This window comes from Nocardiopsis kunsanensis DSM 44524 (assembly GCF_000340965.1).
In the GTDB taxonomy this organism is placed as follows: Bacteria; Actinomycetota; Actinomycetes; order Streptosporangiales; family Streptosporangiaceae; genus Nocardiopsis; species Nocardiopsis kunsanensis.
In genome coordinates this window covers 1-15,282 of record NZ_ANAY01000016.1, presented here as the reverse complement: position 1 = coordinate 15,282, position 15,282 = coordinate 1, and the positions used below count along the sequence as shown (strand labels likewise).

Genomic DNA, 15,282 nt, shown 5'->3' with positions numbered 1-15,282 from the left:
GTTTTGTTTCATATGTCCCGGTTAGGAGGGGCAAAAGGAGGGATTCTCATGGTGAACAGTGTCTCCGAACTGATGAGCAGGCCCACACAGACGGTCCAGCCCGACACCACGCTCCGACAAGCCGCCGAGCTCATGCGCGACGCCGACGTGGGCGACGTCATCGTGACCGAGGAAGGGAATCTACGCGGCATCCTCACCGACCGGGACATCGTCGTGCGCTGTGTCGCCTCGGGTGGCGACCCCGGCGACATCCGGGTCGACTCGGTGTGCAGCGCACAGGTGGCCACGGTGCCGCCCCAGAGCACTGTCCGCGACGCCGTGGACGTCATGCGTGCGGGAACCGTACGCCGGTTGCCGGTGGTCGACGACGACGCCGTCATCGGGGTCGTGACGATGGGCGACCTCGCCCGCGCCGTCGACGAGAACTCGGCCCTGGCCGAGGTCACCGGCGCAGAACCCAACCGGTGAACCGGGCCTGAGGCACGGCCCCGGGGCACGGTCCCGGGACCGTGCCCCGGTCTCAAGGTGAAACATCGCAGACCCTCTCACCGCCGGCGGTGAAGGGATCCGCACGGCCCCGGTACCGCCGTGGCCGGACGAACGAGGGCCGACACAGCGGCGCCTCCTCGCTCGCCCCTCAACCCTCCAGGACGACGGCCAACCCCTGGCCGACACCGATGCAGAGTGTGGCCAGCCCCCACCCGCCGCCGCGACGGCGCAGCTCGTGGGCGAGGGACCCCAGGACACGGGCCCCGGACGCGCCCAGCGGGTGCCCCAGAGCGATCGCCCCGCCGTTGGGGTTGACGATCTCGGGGTCCAGGCCGTCCCAGGAACGCAGGCACGCCAGGGACTGGGCGGCGAAGGCCTCGTTGAGTTCGACCACCGACAGGTCCCTCCACCCGATGCCGGCGCGCTCCAGAGCGATCTCGGCAGCGCGCACCGGGCCGATACCGAACACGTCCGGGTCCACGCCGGCCGCGCCCCGGCCCGCGATCCGCGCGAGGGGTTCCAGACCGGTGCGGTCGGCGGCGCCCCGATCGCCCAGCATCAGGGCGGCGGCCCCGTCGTTGAGCGGGGAGGCGTTGCCCGCGGTGACGGTGCCCTCGGCCCGGAAGGCGGTCTTGAGCCCGCCGAGCTTGTCCAGGGACGTCTGCCGCACACACTCGTCCCGGTCCAGGTGCGCGTCGGGCACCTGGACGATCTCGTCGTCGAAGAACCCCTTCTCCCAGGCCCGGGCCGCCTTCGTGTGGCTGGCCAGGGCGAAGGCGTCCTGCTCGTCGCGGCCGATCCCGAACTTCTCGGCCAGGCGCTCGGTGGCCTCACCCAGCGACACGGTCCACCGGTCGGGCATACGCGGGTTGACCATGCGCCAGCCCAGGGTCGTGGAGTGCAGGGTGGCGTCACCGGCGGGGAACCCCTTGGGCGGCTTGGGCATCACCCATGGGGCACGGCTCATCGACTCCACACCCCCGGCCATGACCAGGGAGGCGTCCCCGGTCTGGATCGCCCGGCTGCCCTGGACGGCCGCTTCCAGACCGGAGCCGCACAGCCGGTTCACCGTCGAGCCGGGAACCGAGGTCGGCAACCCGGCCAGGATCGCGGCCATCCGGGCGACGTTGCGGTTCTCCTCACCGGCGCCGTTGGCGTTGCCGAGGACGATCTCGTCGACGGGCGGTGCGGAACCGTCACTGCCCGGGCCGACGGGTGCTTCGGAGCGCTCCAGGCCGGGCGCGCGGTCGACGAGAGCACCGATGACGTGTGCGGCGAGATCGTCGGGGCGGACGCCGCAGAGCGCTCCGCCGAACTTGCCGAAGGGGGTGCGGACGGCATCGAGGACGTAGGTGTCGGTCACCGGGGGCCTCCTGGGCGTGGTGTGTGCGGACCGATGGGTTCGTGGGGACGCCGGGCTACGGCTGACGGTTCCCTGTGAGTGATCGCACCACAGACAGTTCGGTCTCGGTGGGGGCGGGGGTGGGGATCACGTTCTCGGCGACCAGGAGGCCCCAGCCGGTGGCCTGCGTGACCTGCTCGACCTCCACACCCGGGTGCAGCCCGGTGAGTACCAGCTCGCCGGTGTCGGGGTCGGGCTCGAGCACACCGAGGTCGGTGATGACCCGGGTGGGGCCCGCCCCGCGCAGTCCCAGACGCTCGCGGTCGCCCTTGCCGCGTCCGTGCCCCACCGAGGTCACGAAGTCGACCTGGTCGACGAAGGCGCGTCTGCTGTGCCGCATGATCACGATGGCTTCGCCGCAGGAGGCAGCGATCTCCGGGGCCCCGCCCGCGCCGGGCAGCCGAATCGCGGGGGAGGAGTAGTCGCCGATGACGGTGGTGTTGATGTTGGCGTAACGGTCGATCTGGGCCGCGCCGAGGAAACCGACGTCGATACGCCCGGCCTGGAGCCAGTAGTTGAAGACTTCGGGGACCGGGACCACGGTGTCGGCGGTGTCGGCGAGGACGCCGTCGCCGATGGACAGCGGAAGGTGGTCGGGGACCGTGCCCAAGGTGCCCGATTCGTAGACCATCCACAGGCCGGGAGCGTGGGTGCGCCGGGCGACGTTGGCGGCGGTGCTGGGCAGGCCGATGCCGACGAAGCAGGACATCTCGTCCTCGAGTGCGCGCGCCGCGGTGACGGTCATGATTTCGTCGGAGGTCCAGGTCACGGTGGTCACAGGGGGCTCCCTGCCGGTTCGGGGATCACGGCGCCGACCGTTGCGTTGCAGTCAGCTCCTGGGTTTGCCTGAGTTCCTGCTGTGGGGCAGGACGCTCCGGGGCGTGTCCGGTGGGGGAGGGGTCTCCGGAACGGGGAGCTCACGTGCCACCGGCCGCGGGGACACCGATCTGTTCCTCCAGCCAGGTGTTGAAGGCCTCGCGGTCGCGGCTGATCCCGTCCCAGGCCTGGTAGGCGGAGTTGTCGCGCTCGTAGTACCCGTGCGCGTAGGAGGGGGCCGCTCCGCCGGGGACCACACTGACGGCGTCGACGATCCGGCCGGGCAGGAGCACCTGTCCGGGGACGGGCTCGAGGGTTTCGGCGACCTCTTCGACGGTGACCAGTACACGCCCGGCGGCCAGGGCGGCCTCCTTCTGGATGCCGGTGATGCCCCACAGCTGCACGTTGCCGGAAGGATCGGCGCGTTGGGCGTGGATGACCGTGACGTCGGGATTGACCGCGGGGACGGCGGCCACCTCCTGTCCGCTGAAGGGGCAGGTGACGGTGCTGATGTTGGGGTTGTTGCCCACCAGATCGGTGCCGCTGTAGCCGCGCAGGATCGCGAAAGGCAGCCCGGAGGCGCCCGCGACGTAGCGGTTGGTCATACCGGCGTGGCTGTGCTCCTCGATCTCCAAGGGGGCGGGCCAGCCGTGGACGACCGCGTCGCGGAACCGGTGCAGGGAACCCACGCCGGGATTGCCGCCCCAGGAGAAGACCAGTTTGCGGGCGCACCCGGCACCGATGAGCTGGTCGTAGACGATGTCGGGGGTCATACGCACCAGGGTGAGGTCGCGTAGGCCCTGACGGATGATCTCGTGCCCGGCGGCGACGGGGATGAGGTGGGTGAAACCCTCCAGCGCGACGGTGTCGCCGTCGTGGACCAGGGTGCGGACCGCCTCGTCCAGGGATAGGACCATGAGGCCTTCCGTTCGCATAGTGAATTATCGTTCTTATTACGAACAGCGTTTTTCTGAGATTAGCGGCACACGAGGGGACGGTCAAGGCCCGCGAATACCGGCACAAGCGCACACGAAAGAGGGCCCGTACGGCGCAGTGCGGGCACTGCGCCGTACGGGCCCTGGGATGCGGGGCGGGTCCGGTTCCTCAGCCGCCGTTGGACTGGCGGGTTCCCTCGGCGAGGGCGTCGAAGGTGTAGATGTGGCCTCCGTCCTTTCCGCTCACCGTCATGTAGGCGTCGGTGGTTCCGGGGTCGATGGCCACGTTGGTGGCCGAGCTCAGCCCCTCGGCGTCCTCCTCGGGTACCCGTACCGTCGCCAGGTGTTCGCCCAGGGAGCTGTACACATACATCGCCGGTTCGTCGTGGATCGCCTGGTACAGGTTGCCGTCGGCGTCGACCGCGATCGAGTCGATCCTGCTCCTGCCCCCGTCGAAGTGGATCGCGGTGTGCGAGGTGAGTACCTCGGTCCCGTCGCCGTTCAGCGTGTAGTGGTCGACCTCGTTCGCCCCGTACAGGCCCACCCACAGCCCCGAGAAGTCCTCGGTGAAGGAGATCCCGTTCGGCGGGGGCAGCTCCTCGGCCAGGACCGTGGGCTCGGCGGTCTCGCGGTCGAGCCGCACCACACGCCCCTTCTCCTCCCAGGCGGGCTCGTCGTAGCCGGACATGTCACTGATGTACATGTTCCCGTCCTCGTCGAAGGCCAGGTCGTCCGGGAACATCCGGGCGCCCTCGACCTCACCCGAGAAGAACTCCTCGGGATCCTCCCCGTCGGGGGTGATCGAGACGATGCGTCCGCCGGCGAAGTCGGTCAGGTAGAGCCGCTCGTCGTGCGGGCTGAACTGCGCCGAGGTGTAGGAACCCTCCTCGGCGGTGAACACGGGACTCAACTCGGCGGACTCGGTGTCCACACTCATCACGTTCGGCTCTTCCCCGGGTGCGGCCACGTCGACGAACCTCAGGTCCCCGTCCGGGGCGAAGGTGGGCCCCTCGAGCAGGGTCATCCCGGTCTGCTCGTGGACCTCGGTCGCCCGTACCAGCTGTTCGGCCGTCATCTCCTCGACCGGGCCGGAGCTTCCCTCGCCGGGGGAGAGCGCACAACCGGCCGTGCTCAGCACGAGCACGGAAGCGACCAGTGTGCGCATGGTCGTGGCGGGTACCGGGGTTCGGGTGCAGGTGTGCACAGGTCTCCTCACGGGGATCGGGTCAGGCCTCGGTGTGCAGGACTTCGTGCAGGTGGTTCTCGCGCCACCGCTCCAGGAGCGCATGGAAGGAGATCGGACCGGGGCTGTAGGAACGTCCGCTCATGACGCCACCGCCCTCGTTGTTGTAGTAGCCGGGGGTGCACTCCTGCTGGAAACGGCTGTTCTCGTAGGCGGTCTCCTGCAGTGTCTGCACCCACGACTCGGCGGCCTGCTGGGTCGGCTCGATCGCCCGGGCCCCGGTCCTGCGCCCTTCGGCGACGACCGCGGCGATGTGTTCGGCCTGCTCCATCAGGATGTGGGTGAAGTTGACCGAGGTGGCGTTCTGCAGCGGGCCCAGCTGGAACAGGTTCGGGAAGCCGGGGCTGTAGAAGCCGTGCAGGGTCCGCACCCCCTGGGCCCAGGTCTCCAGGAGCTGTCGGCCGTCGCGGCCCCGGACCGGGAGCGCGCCGGTGAGCACACCCGAGACCCCCACGTCGAAACCGGTCGCGAAGATGACGCAGTCGACCTGGTACTCCTCCTCTCCCACGACGATGGAGTCCTCGGTCATGCGGGTGATCCCGCCGTGATCGGCGGTGTCGACCAGCGTCACGTCCGGCCGGTTGAAGGACTGCAGGTAGTGGTCGCTGAAGGTGGGTCGCTTGCACATGTAGCGGTACCAGGGTTTGAGGGCCTCGGCCGTCTCCGGGTCCTGGACCACCTCGTCCACCCGGGCACGGATCCGGTTCATCTTCCGTGCGTCGGCGAGCTCGTCGAGGTACTCGCGCTCCTCCGGATCCAGGGTGGTGTCCCGTGCCCCGGTGATCATCTGGCGCTGCAGGCGGGCGGTACCGGTCCACCCGTCCTGGACCAGGTCGGTCTCGACCTGCTCACCGGAGATCACCGAAAGGAAGTTCTCCATGCGCTCGCGCTGCCACCCCGGCTCCAGGGAGGAGGCCCACTCGGGGTCGGTGGGGCGGTTGTCGCGCACGTCGACCGTGGAGGGGGTGCGCTGGAAGACGTACAGGTGCTGGGCGTCGCGCCCCAGGGGCGGGACGATCTGTACGCCGGTCGCCCCGGTACCCACGACCGCGACCTTCTTGTCGGCGAGCCCGTCCATACCGCCGTACTGGTCGCCCCCGGTGTAGGAGTAGTCCCAGCGGCTCGTGTGGAAGGTGTGGCCGCGGAAGTTCTCGATTCCGGGGATGCCCGGAAGCTTGGGCTGGGTCAGTGTGCCGGAGGAGGTGACGACGAAACGGGCGCGCATCCGGTCGCCCCGGTCGGTGCCCACGATCCACTCGGCCTTCTCCTCGTCCCAGTCCAGGGACGTCACCCGCGTGTGGAAGAGGGCGTCCCGGTACAGGTCGAAGGTCTCGGCGACCGCCACGGCGTGCTGCCGGATCTCCTCACCGGGCGCGTAGCGCCACTTCGGGACGTATCCGACCTCCTCCAGGAGCGGCATGTAGGAGTAGGACTCGATGTCGCAGTGGATCCCGGGGTAGCGGTTCCAGTACCAGGTGCCGCCGAAGTCCCCGGCCTCGTCCGTCATGCGGATCGATTCCACCCCGGCCTGGCGCAGCCGGACCGCCGTCGACAGGCCGCCGAAGCCGCCGCCGACCACGAGGGCCTCCACGGAGTCGGTCAGCGGTTCCCGCTCGGTCCACTCGGTGTAGGGGTCCTTGGCGTAGTAGCCGAACTGGCCGGTGGCCGAGCGGTACTGGGCTCTGCCGTCGGGACGCAGGCGCCGGTCGCGTTCGTGTGCGTAGCGTTTCCTCAACGCCTCGAGGTCGATGTCGTCCGTATCGCGCAGGTGTGTACTCAAGAAGGGGGTCCTCACTCGGTGTGGCTGAACGGGCACACCCTAACAGTTAGGCAATGGCTAACCAATTTTTGCTGTTAGGTTTGGTTCCGGAGGTGTAAGTGCCATGCCCGGGGTCACGAGTGAGCAGCTCATCGCGCAGTACTCGGATGAACGTCGCGCGCTCGCGCGCCTGCTCGCGGGCCGGCGCCTGGAACCCTTCCTCGGTCTGGAGCTCACGCTCCACCAACTCAGGATCGTTCTGCTGGTGGCCCTGGGAGCCGCCACCACGGGACGGGAGCTGGCCCTGTCCCTACAGGTCTCCGCGCCGACCGTGTCCGCGAGTGTGGAGAAACTCGTCGCCCAGGGTTACCTTGCCCGTCAGGAGTGCGGTGAGGACCGGCGCGTCACGCGCCTGGTCGCCACACCGATGGCCGGTGAGATCCAGCGCCAGCTCCTCGGTGAGACCGACCCCTCCACAGACGTGCTGGCCTCCCTCGACCCCGACGATCTCGCGGCGCTCGTGCGCGGGATGAGCGCGCTGCGGCGCGCGGTCGAACAGCGCTCCTGAGAGGGTGCCTTCGCAGCAGGGCCTCCGGCGCCGGTGCTGCTGAAGCACCGCCCCCGGACACAGAAAAACGGGCCCCCGAAGGGGCCCGTCCGAGAACCACCGATTCCCGTGCCTTGCGTGTCACGTCACGGTCCCGGTGGATCGGGAGAGTGGAGTCCGGTCCTCAGTCTTTCTGGGCGGCCTCGTATTTGTCGACCACCGACTGAGGGATGCGGCCGCGCTCGTTCACCTCGAGCCCTGCCTCCTTCGCCCACGCCCGGATCTGCGCGGCGCGCTGCGGGTTCGAGGAGGAGCGGGCCGTTTTTGTCTTGCCCTTGGTGGCTTTACGGGCCTTCTTCCGGCCGGCCTCGATGAAAGAGCCCAGGGACTCGCGGAGTTTCTCCGCGTTGTCGCTGCTCAGGTCGACCTCATAGGTGGACCCGTCCAGGCCGAACGTCACGGTCTCGCTTGCTTCGCCGCCGTCGAGATCGTCGATGAGAAGAACTTCCACCTTCTGTGCCATCGTTCCCCCTGAAGTACGTTGCTATCGCCAGTCAAAAATAACATGCGATCGCCTTCAACTGGCACTCGGTAAAATGTACGGCTTTCCCTGAGCGTGTCCCCCGTGTGAAGAGGCGCACAGGTGAAGGAAGACTTTCCTGGCCTTTTGGCAACCAGTTGGCCGGGAACCGAACCCAATCACACAAAGGCCCGTATCCCATAACTGACCGAGGGTTCCTGCCCTGTGACACACCCTCCCGCACGGAGCGGCCTCTCACACCCTGTCGTGCGCAGAACCGTTGGCGCCTCTCTCCCCGGCCGCCCCGAAAAATCTTTCGCCCGTGCTCGTCCCCGTTCGGTACGCTCCCGGGGTTGTGTTCCCCCGATGGGGCCGTGCGGGCATCGTGCGCGGCCTTCACGGCGCCCCCCGGGATGAGAAAGGACGGGCCCATGGCATGTCGTATCGGAGAGCTCGTGCTCGGTTGCCACGATCCAGCGGTACTGGAACGGTTCTGGTGCGAGGTCCTGGACTTCGTCGTGCTCGACCGTATGGACGACGGTTCGGTGGAGATCGGACCGCGTGAAGGGTTCGGTGGTCCGCAACCGACCATCATTCTCAGCCGCCGGGACCGGCCCGAACCGGGTAAAGCCCGACTGCACATCGACGTCAACGCCACCGACCGCGATCAGGGCGCCGAGCTCGAACGCCTTCTGGAACTCGGGGCGCGACCCGCTGACATCGGGCAGACGGGACAAGAGCAATGGCATGTCCTGGCAGACCCCGAAGGCAATGAGTTCTGCCTGCTCAAGGCGCGCCTCGACCCACTCTGACGCGCCGGTGTCCAGGCATTCCCGAGCGGGGGCGTCCCCGGACGCCGCTCTCTTCGCTGGACACACGAGAAAAGGGCACCGCGATGACTGCCCGGAGCAGTCCCGCGGTGCCCTCGTGGGAACTCAGCGCGCTGAGCGTTATTCGACGGGCCCGGCGAGACGGACCATCTTCTTGTTCACGAACTCGTCGAAGGCCAGGTGTCCGAGCTCGCGCCCGGTCCCCGAACGCTTGACCCCGCCGAAGGGCAGTTCGGCCGCTTCGGCGTCGGCCTCGTTCACGAGGACCATGCCGGCCTCGAGCTGGTCCGCCACACGCAGGGCCTGCTCCTGGTCGGAGATGAACACGTACGACCCGAGACCGAACGGTGTGTCGTTGGCCAGGGCGACGGCCGCGTCCTCCACCCGGTACAGGACAGCGACCGGACCGAAGAACTCCTCGTGGTGGACGGGGTTCTCCGGGGTCACGTCGGTGAGCACGACGGGCGGGGCGAAGTTGCCCTGCTGCGGTTCGGGTCGGTGGATGGTGGCCCCGTTGTCGAGGGCGCGCTGGATCTGCTCTTCCAGCCGGTCCGCCGCCGCGGCCGAGGACATCGGGCCCAGCTCGGTGTCGGGGCCGGTCGGGTCACCGGTCTTCAGGGCGGTGAAGGCACGGGTGAACCGTTCGGCGAACTCCTCGTACAGGTCGGATACGACGATGAACCGCTTGGCGGCGTTGCACGCCTGTCCGGTGTTGTCGGTCCGCGCGGTGACGGCCTGCTCGACGACCTTGTCGATGTTGTCGCCGGCCAGGTAGAGGAAGGGGGCGGAGCCGCCCAGCTCCAGCACGTCCTTCTTCAGGTGGCGGTCCGCGATCTCGGCCACTGCAGCCCCGGCACGGTCGGAGCCGGTGAGGGAGACCCCCGCACGCGCGGGTCGGCGATCGACGTCGCCACCTGCTCGTTGCTGGCGTAGATGTTGGTGTAGGAGTTGGCGGGCAGGCCCGCGTCGACGAAGATCTGCTCCAGGAAGGCGGCCGTCTCCGGGCACTGCGGTGCGTGCTTGAGCAGGATCGTGTCGCCGATCGTGAGGTTGGGGTCCGCGAACCGGCAGATCCGGTAGGCGGGGTAGTTCCACGGCATGATGTCCAGCAGGACACCCAGGGCAGAACTACGTACCAGGGCACGTTCGTGGTGGGCGTCGATCTCCCGGTCGGCCAGGACCGAGGGGCCCACGTCCGCGGTGCAGCGGTAGATGTGGGCACAGAAGTCCACTTCGCCGAGCGCCTGTGAGATGGGCTCGCCCATCTCACGCACCATGATCTCCGCCGGTTCCTGGCGCCGTTCCGTGTGGAGCTCGCCGATCCGGGCGACCAGGGACGCGCGCTGTTCCACCGTGTACTCGCGTGCCCAGGACCGCTGGGTGGTACGGGTCGCCTCGAGGGCGGGTTCCAGGTCTCGGTCGGTGATCGTGGGGAACTGGCAACCAAGGCGCCGTTGACGGGGTTGAGGACTGCGTACGGGCTCATGGCTCGCCCTCCAGCCGGGCCTCGTCGGGGTGGTCCGGCGTGTCATGGTGGCATAAGTTGAACGGTTGTACAGCTCTCTGGGTGCTCTCAGGTGGCCCTGCGGCCGGGCTGTCGCGGTGGCTCTGCGGCCGGACTCCCGGAGCGCACGGAACCCGTGCGGGTCCGCGCCGACTCGTTTGTGCAGCGCAAGGCGGTTCTCCCACCGGGTTGGCCCTGTTCGTGCAGGGCATGCCACCCCGATGGGGTGACCCTCGTGCCGGAGGACGAGGAAGGAAGACCCGACCTGGAGGGGTTGGTCGGGTCGTTGTCCCCGCAGACGCACCTGTACTGCTGCGGCCCCTCACCGATGCTGGCCGCGGTGGCCCGAGGCGTGCGCCGAGACCGGGTCCGGCGACCGGCTCAGCCTCGAGCGGTTCGCCGCTGCGGAGGAGGCCCCCGGCACGAGCGGTGACTCCGCCTTCGAGGCGGAGCTGTGGGACCCGGGTGTGACGCTGACCGTCCCTTTGGACCAGAGCATCCTCGAGACGGTACAGAAGGTGCGGCCGGACGTCGCCTGCTACTGCAGCGAGGGTTACTGCGGCACGTGCGAGACCGGGGTGCTCGAAGGACAGCCGGAACACGGGGGACACTCATGTCCCCCGAGGAACACGACGAAGAGGGGACGACGCTCATCTGCATGGGACGCTCCCGGAGCGCGAAGCTGGTCCTCGAACTCTGAGTGTGCGGGGCCGAGGCCCCGCGGAACCGGTCCGAAGAAACGAACCGACCTGCACACGCCCCTACCGTGCTCCGCCGCGGTAGGGGCGAGCGCCGTTCCGGCCGCGGTCGCGACGGTTCAGCGGGGTCGGTGACCCACCGGACTCCTGTTATTCTCGATCGGGTGAGCAACAGGGTTGTGGAACAGCAGAAGAAGATCGACAGAGAAGAATGGATTCTCGACGCTGTCATCGCCCTGCTGTCACAACACGGGATCTCGGGTGTCAGCATGCGTGCGGTGGCCCGGGAAGCCGGTGTCGCCCTGGGCCTGGTCAACTACTACTACGCCGACAAGGTCACCCTCGTGGGCGCAGCACTGCGCCGTATCGAAGAACACGACGTGACCATGGTCGAACCGGACCCGGCCAGTAGTCCGGAGGACAATCTCCGATCCGCGCTCCACCGTGTCGCCGACCCCGAATTCCTGACGACGGAATACCTGTCCCTGCGGCTCCAACTGTGGGCGCTCGCGAAAGCCCATCCGGAGTACGAGGAGATCAACGCGGCCGCCCAGAAGCGCTACCGTGCGGCGCTCGCAGCACTGATCCGCTCCGCTCGGCCGGATCTGAACGGGGAGGAAGCGGCCGTACGGGCCACCGACGTCGACATCATTCAGAACGGTATGTGGCTCACCGTGCTCCTCGGCCTCGACCAGGACGCCGTCCGACGGAGCGTTGCTCTGTGCGAACGCACAGCTTTCCAATGATTTCTTCTCCCGGCCGGAGAGCCAGGAGCTCCCCAGCAAGGACCCGGTGACCCCGGGCCGGTACACGAGGACGCCGGCGGGAAGGCGGTCCTTCCCGCCGGCGCCCGTTCCGATCGCTGCCGCCGGACCTCACCGGCCCGACCAGCGCAAAGACCGCGAATATGGCCAGGACCAGCAGCACCACCCGCCAATCGGCCGCGCGCCAGGAAGCGAGCACGCCCAGCACGCTCACCCCGGCCCAGGTGAGCTCGTCCAGTCCCTGGGTGATGGTCTTCGGGTGTTCGGCGTCCCATTCTGCGCCCCTTCCGACCTGCGCACATGAGTAAAGTGCCTGGTGCAGGAGTGCTCGGGGCGGACCCGGGTGCCGAGGCCCCTCGGCCCAGGAGCGGGCCGGGACCGCGGCCACGTTCACGGGCCCGGTGCAAGAGGGAACCGAGCAAGGGTGGAACCGAGCGCGAGCGGCCCGGCCGGAACGGACCGGTCGGCTCTCCAACGACCGGAGCCGGGCGGAGCCGCGCTACACAGCAAAGGGCATGTACCGGCACACGCCGGTACATGCCCCCGGTCGGACGGTGTCCGTCCCGGTCAGGCGGAGGAGCCCGACGGCATCACCTTGATGAGTTTCTTGTTGACGAACTCCTGGATCCCGGCGGCGGAGAGCTCGTGTCCGTAACCGGACCTCTTGGTCCCGCCGAACGGCAGGTCCGGGCTGGTCCAGGTGGGATGGTTCACGAAGACCATCCCGGTGTCGATGCGGCGTGCCACGTCCATGCCGTGGTCGGCGTCCTCGGTGAAGACCGAACCGCCCAACCCGAAACTGGAGTCGTTGGCGATGCGTACCGCCTCTTCCTCGTCCCGGGCCCGGAAGAAGAGGGCGACGGGGCCGAAGAACTCCTTGTCGTGGACCGGGTTGTCCTTGGTGACACCGGTGAGGATCCTCGGTTGGACGAAGGCGCCCTCCTCGGGCACCGGATCACCCGGTGTGGTCACCGACGCGCCGTTCTCCACGGCTTCGTCGACGAGCGCATCGATGTTGTCGGCGGCACTCTGAGAGGACAGGGGCGGCAGGGTCGTCTCCGGGTCGAACGGGTCACCCGGCTTCAACCGGGCAACACCCTCGTGGAACCGACGGAGGAACTCGTCCGCCACGTCCTCGACGACGATGATGCGCTTGGAAGCCACGCAGCTCTGTCCCGCGTTGTTGAGCCGGCCCCACAGCGCCCGATCGACGGTCATGTCGAGGTCGGCGTCGGCCAGCACGATCAGCGCGTCGCTCCCCCCGAGTTCCAGAGTGCTCTTCTTCAGCTCCTCACCCGCGTTGGAGGCGACACTGGAACCCGCGCCCTCGCTCCCGGTGAGCGCGACACCCTTGACGCGCGGGTCCTTGATCGCCCGGGCGACCTGTTCCTTGTTCGCGTAGACGTTGGTGTAGGCACCCTCCGGCGCGCCCGCCTCGTGCATGAGCCGCTCGAAGGCTGCGGCCGACTGCGGAACGATCTCCGCGTGCTTGACCATCACGACGTTTCCGGCCATGAGGTTGGGGCCCGCGATCCGGGCCAACTGGTAGTAGGGGAAGTTCCACGGCTGCACGCCGAAGAGGATCCCGATCGGGTCACTGACGACGACGGCCCGGCCCGCGTCAGGGAGTTCGGTGTCCACCGTTTCCGGGGCGAGGAACTCCTCCGCGTTCTCCGCGTAGTAGTCCAGGATGGACGCGGCCAACTCGACCTCGTCCATGCTCTCCCGGTACAGCTTGCCCATTTCCAGAGTGGGAAGCTTCGCGAAGTCCTCCGGCCGCTCCCGCAGGATCTGCGCGGCGCGTTTCACCACTTCCTTGCGTTGGTCGAAGCTCTTGGCGCGCCAACCCTCGAAGGTCTCCTGCGCCGTTGCGAGGGCGCGCTCCATCTCTTCGTCCCCGATCAGGGGGAAGGTCGCCAGCGTCTCGTTCGTGTACGGGTTCGTGGTTGCGTACGCCATTGTGGTTCCTCTCTTCGCGCTCTCTGTCCAGGGGGACAGGGACCTGGAAGGGGTGTGCCGGCAAGAACCGCCTCTCTTCGGGGACCCTGCTCAACCAGAGGGGTGGACAAAACAGTCGTAGCGCTGTCATCGGGCTTCTTTTTCGACATGAACGAGATTTGGGCCGGGGCCGACCGGGGTTTTGCTCCGGCCCGATCAGATATGAGCCCGGGCCCTGCGGGTAGCGGGGCCGCACAGAGACGAACGAAGCTCAGGACCTGCGGGAACGGGGAAGCCATGGCGGGTAGGAACGAGGAGCACGAGCTCTCCGGATGTCACCGGCGACGGGGCTCCGTGCCTGCGGAGGAGCCACGTGAGCGCAGCCACCGGGACGGGGCCGGCGAAGACCCCGTGTTCGTCGTGCAGTACCGCCCCCTCGAGCGCTCCGCTCGCGAGGGCGCCGTCCACCGAGTCCGTGACATGCGGACGCGGACGGGAGGAGCCCGCGGGACAGGACGGGCGGGCCGTGCACGGCCGCCCGCCGGGGGAGTGTGGCAACACACGGGGTACCGAGGCTCGTGCACTCGAGACGTTTCGTGGGCCGCCGCTGCACGGATCCGCGTCCGCACGCAGGTTCCCCGGTGCCACCGGCAGCGCCGGGGTCAGGAATCATCTGCGGTAACCGAGCTGATATCCGATCGAGCTTGCGCTGTCCGGAGGAGCGATGGTCACCTGCCTGAGTGCCTGCTGTGGTCTCGCGCCGGGGCGGGTACCGGCCCGGGGGGTTGGACAGTCAGCTTTCCGGGCTCGGCATCAGGTCTGCGTCGCCGGGCACGCCAGCTCACCGGTGTCGGCAAGGTGCGCGGCCACGAACCGCAGCTTGACGTTGTGGTGCTGGGAGACGGAGACGAGCATCTCGAACGCCTCCTCCGGGGCGATCTTGTGCCGTTCCACGAGGATGCCGATCCCTTGGCCGATCACATCGCGGGATTCGAGAGCCTGTCTGAGATTCGCCTCGGTCCTGTTGGCGGACAGGGCCAGAGCCGTATGGGCGGCCAGGGAGGTGGCCGCACTCTCCGAGCTCGGGTCGAACGCCGCTGGTGCGCACGCGTAGAGGCTGAGCGAGCCCAACAGCTCTTCATCGGTGTGGAGGGGCAACGACAGCACGGAGTGGACCCCCAGCTTCGCGGCCCGCGTGGAGAAGGACGGCCACCGCATCTCACCGCTGAGGTCGTCCGCTCTGATGAGGTCGCCGCCCATGACGTTGGCTTCCAGGGAAGGGCCTTCCCGCTCGTCGGTCTGCAACGTGGCCATCCGGCAGACCAACTCCGAGCTCCACGCCGCGTTGCGGGGCTTGCGTCGCTCGTTCACGGTCACCCCGGCCATTTCGGCCCCCGGAACAATTTTTGCGGTGTCAGTGACGACACGCTCCAGAAGAGCGGCCTCGGTTTTTTCGGTATGAAGGCCGCGGGACCAGTCCGCGAAGAGTCTCGCACCAGCGTCACCGGTGATCATTCTCTCATCCTTCCTGCCAGAACGTGACCCCGCCGTCGATGGACGTACGTGCGGTCGGGCGCTCGGTCGAACTCCCGATCCGCAGGTCCGGCCCTAGGGGACTTTGTGTCGCCTCTCCCGAGAACAGTGCCTCGCCACCCGGAGGCACCTGAAAAATACACCTTGAAGAGCCGGCTGCGCCCAGTCGGTGGCACGGTGCTCTGTCCGGTTCGTCCCCTCCTGGGTATACCGCTACACCTGGGCCCCTCCGTGCTCCGGAGGGGCCCAGTACTACAGTCGCGCTTCCGTTTTGTCATGAGATCAGCACCGCTTGTCTGCGGTA

General features: G+C 68.3%; 13 protein-coding genes and 1 pseudogene. 5 read left to right on the top strand and 9 right to left on the bottom strand.

Translation table 11 applies throughout. The features are described from left to right. Positions 1 to 48: 48 nt before the first annotated feature. Positions 49 to 468: a CBS domain-containing protein gene (locus D456_RS0112460; protein ID WP_017576510.1), complete on the top strand. Its 420-nt coding sequence runs from the start codon at positions 49 to 51 to the stop codon at positions 466 to 468. Positions 469 to 637: 169 nt separating this feature from the next. Here the strand turns inward: D456_RS0112460 and D456_RS0112455 are convergent, their stop codons facing one another. The 5 genes from D456_RS0112455 to D456_RS0112435 form a co-directional block, all read right to left on the bottom strand. Then, positions 638 to 1,852, bottom strand: a complete 1,215-nt coding sequence (locus tag D456_RS0112455; protein WP_017576509.1) for a thiolase family protein — start codon at positions 1,850 to 1,852, stop codon at positions 638 to 640. Positions 1,853 to 1,907: 55 nt separating this feature from the next. Further along, on the bottom strand, positions 1,908 to 2,669 hold the full coding sequence (locus tag D456_RS0112450) for a CoA-transferase subunit beta (RefSeq protein ID WP_017576508.1): 762 nt from the start codon (positions 2,667 to 2,669) through the stop codon (positions 1,908 to 1,910). A 139-nt stretch (positions 2,670 to 2,808) separates the two neighbouring features. Continuing rightward, on the bottom strand, positions 2,809 to 3,624 hold the full coding sequence (locus tag D456_RS0112445) for a CoA transferase subunit A (protein WP_017576507.1): 816 nt from the start codon (positions 3,622 to 3,624) through the stop codon (positions 2,809 to 2,811). Positions 3,625 to 3,811: 187 nt separating this feature from the next. Next, complete coding sequence (locus tag D456_RS0112440) at positions 3,812 to 4,846, bottom strand: SMP-30/gluconolactonase/LRE family protein (RefSeq protein WP_017576506.1); 1,035 nt, start codon at positions 4,844 to 4,846, stop codon at positions 3,812 to 3,814. Positions 4,847 to 4,868: 22 nt separating this feature from the next. After that, complete coding sequence (locus D456_RS0112435) at positions 4,869 to 6,665, bottom strand: flavin-containing monooxygenase (protein ID WP_017576505.1); 1,797 nt, start codon at positions 6,663 to 6,665, stop codon at positions 4,869 to 4,871. A gap of 103 nt (positions 6,666 to 6,768) precedes the next feature. On the opposite strand from D456_RS0112435, the gene D456_RS0112430 reads away from it, so the two are divergent. Then, on the top strand, positions 6,769 to 7,212 hold the full coding sequence (locus D456_RS0112430) for a MarR family winged helix-turn-helix transcriptional regulator (protein ID WP_017576504.1): 444 nt from the start codon (positions 6,769 to 6,771) through the stop codon (positions 7,210 to 7,212). A gap of 163 nt (positions 7,213 to 7,375) precedes the next feature. Here D456_RS0112430 and D456_RS0112425 read toward each other — a convergent pair whose 3' ends face one another. Then, complete coding sequence (locus tag D456_RS0112425) at positions 7,376 to 7,714, bottom strand: histone-like nucleoid-structuring protein Lsr2 (protein WP_017576503.1); 339 nt, start codon at positions 7,712 to 7,714, stop codon at positions 7,376 to 7,378. 428 nt (positions 7,715 to 8,142) lie between these two features. Between D456_RS0112425 and D456_RS0112420 the strand changes: the two genes are divergently transcribed. After that, a complete protein-coding gene (locus tag D456_RS0112420) occupies positions 8,143 to 8,523 on the top strand; it encodes a VOC family protein (RefSeq protein ID WP_017576502.1) in 381 nt (126 codons plus the stop codon). A gap of 138 nt (positions 8,524 to 8,661) precedes the next feature. Here D456_RS0112420 and D456_RS24080 read toward each other — a convergent pair. Next, a pseudogene (locus D456_RS24080) lies at positions 8,662 to 10,073 on the bottom strand (aldehyde dehydrogenase family protein). A 439-nt stretch (positions 10,074 to 10,512) separates the two neighbouring features. Between D456_RS24080 and D456_RS28035 the strand changes: the two are divergent. Together D456_RS28035 and D456_RS0112405 are read left to right on the top strand one after the other, a co-directional pair. Continuing rightward, on the top strand, positions 10,513 to 10,878 hold the full coding sequence (locus D456_RS28035) for a 2Fe-2S iron-sulfur cluster-binding protein (protein WP_394297279.1): 366 nt from the start codon (positions 10,513 to 10,515) through the stop codon (positions 10,876 to 10,878). Between the two features lie 29 nt (positions 10,879 to 10,907). Beyond that, positions 10,908 to 11,489 (top strand): TetR/AcrR family transcriptional regulator, encoded by a 582-nt coding sequence (locus D456_RS0112405; protein ID WP_026115802.1) that lies wholly within the window; start codon positions 10,908 to 10,910, stop codon positions 11,487 to 11,489. Positions 11,490 to 12,074: 585 nt separating this feature from the next. Here the strand turns inward: D456_RS0112405 and D456_RS0112400 are convergent. Beyond that, positions 12,075 to 13,466, bottom strand: a complete 1,392-nt coding sequence (locus D456_RS0112400) for an NAD-dependent succinate-semialdehyde dehydrogenase (RefSeq protein ID WP_017576500.1) — start codon at positions 13,464 to 13,466, stop codon at positions 12,075 to 12,077. A 792-nt stretch (positions 13,467 to 14,258) separates the two neighbouring features. Continuing rightward, on the bottom strand, positions 14,259 to 14,960 hold the full coding sequence (locus D456_RS0112395) for a GAF and ANTAR domain-containing protein (RefSeq protein WP_026115801.1): 702 nt from the start codon (positions 14,958 to 14,960) through the stop codon (positions 14,259 to 14,261). Positions 14,961 to 15,282 lie beyond the last annotated feature (322 nt).

Excerpts from the sequence above, each read along its gene's own strand:
- D456_RS0112460 (WP_017576510.1), top strand. The coding sequence starts at position 49 with ATGGTGAACAGTGTCTCCGAACTGATGAGCAGGCCCACACAGACGGTC.
- D456_RS0112445 (WP_017576507.1), bottom strand. The coding sequence starts at position 3,624 with ATGGTCCTATCCCTGGACGAGGCGGTCCGCACCCTGGTCCACGACGGC.
- D456_RS0112430 (WP_017576504.1), top strand. The coding sequence starts at position 6,769 with ATGCCCGGGGTCACGAGTGAGCAGCTCATCGCGCAGTACTCGGATGAA.
- D456_RS0112425 (WP_017576503.1), bottom strand. The coding sequence starts at position 7,714 with ATGGCACAGAAGGTGGAAGTTCTTCTCATCGACGATCTCGACGGCGGC.
- D456_RS0112420 (WP_017576502.1), top strand. The coding sequence starts at position 8,143 with ATGGCATGTCGTATCGGAGAGCTCGTGCTCGGTTGCCACGATCCAGCG.
- D456_RS0112400 (WP_017576500.1), bottom strand. The coding sequence starts at position 13,466 with ATGGCGTACGCAACCACGAACCCGTACACGAACGAGACGCTGGCGACC.
- D456_RS0112395 (WP_026115801.1), bottom strand. The coding sequence starts at position 14,960 with ATGATCACCGGTGACGCTGGTGCGAGACTCTTCGCGGACTGGTCCCGC.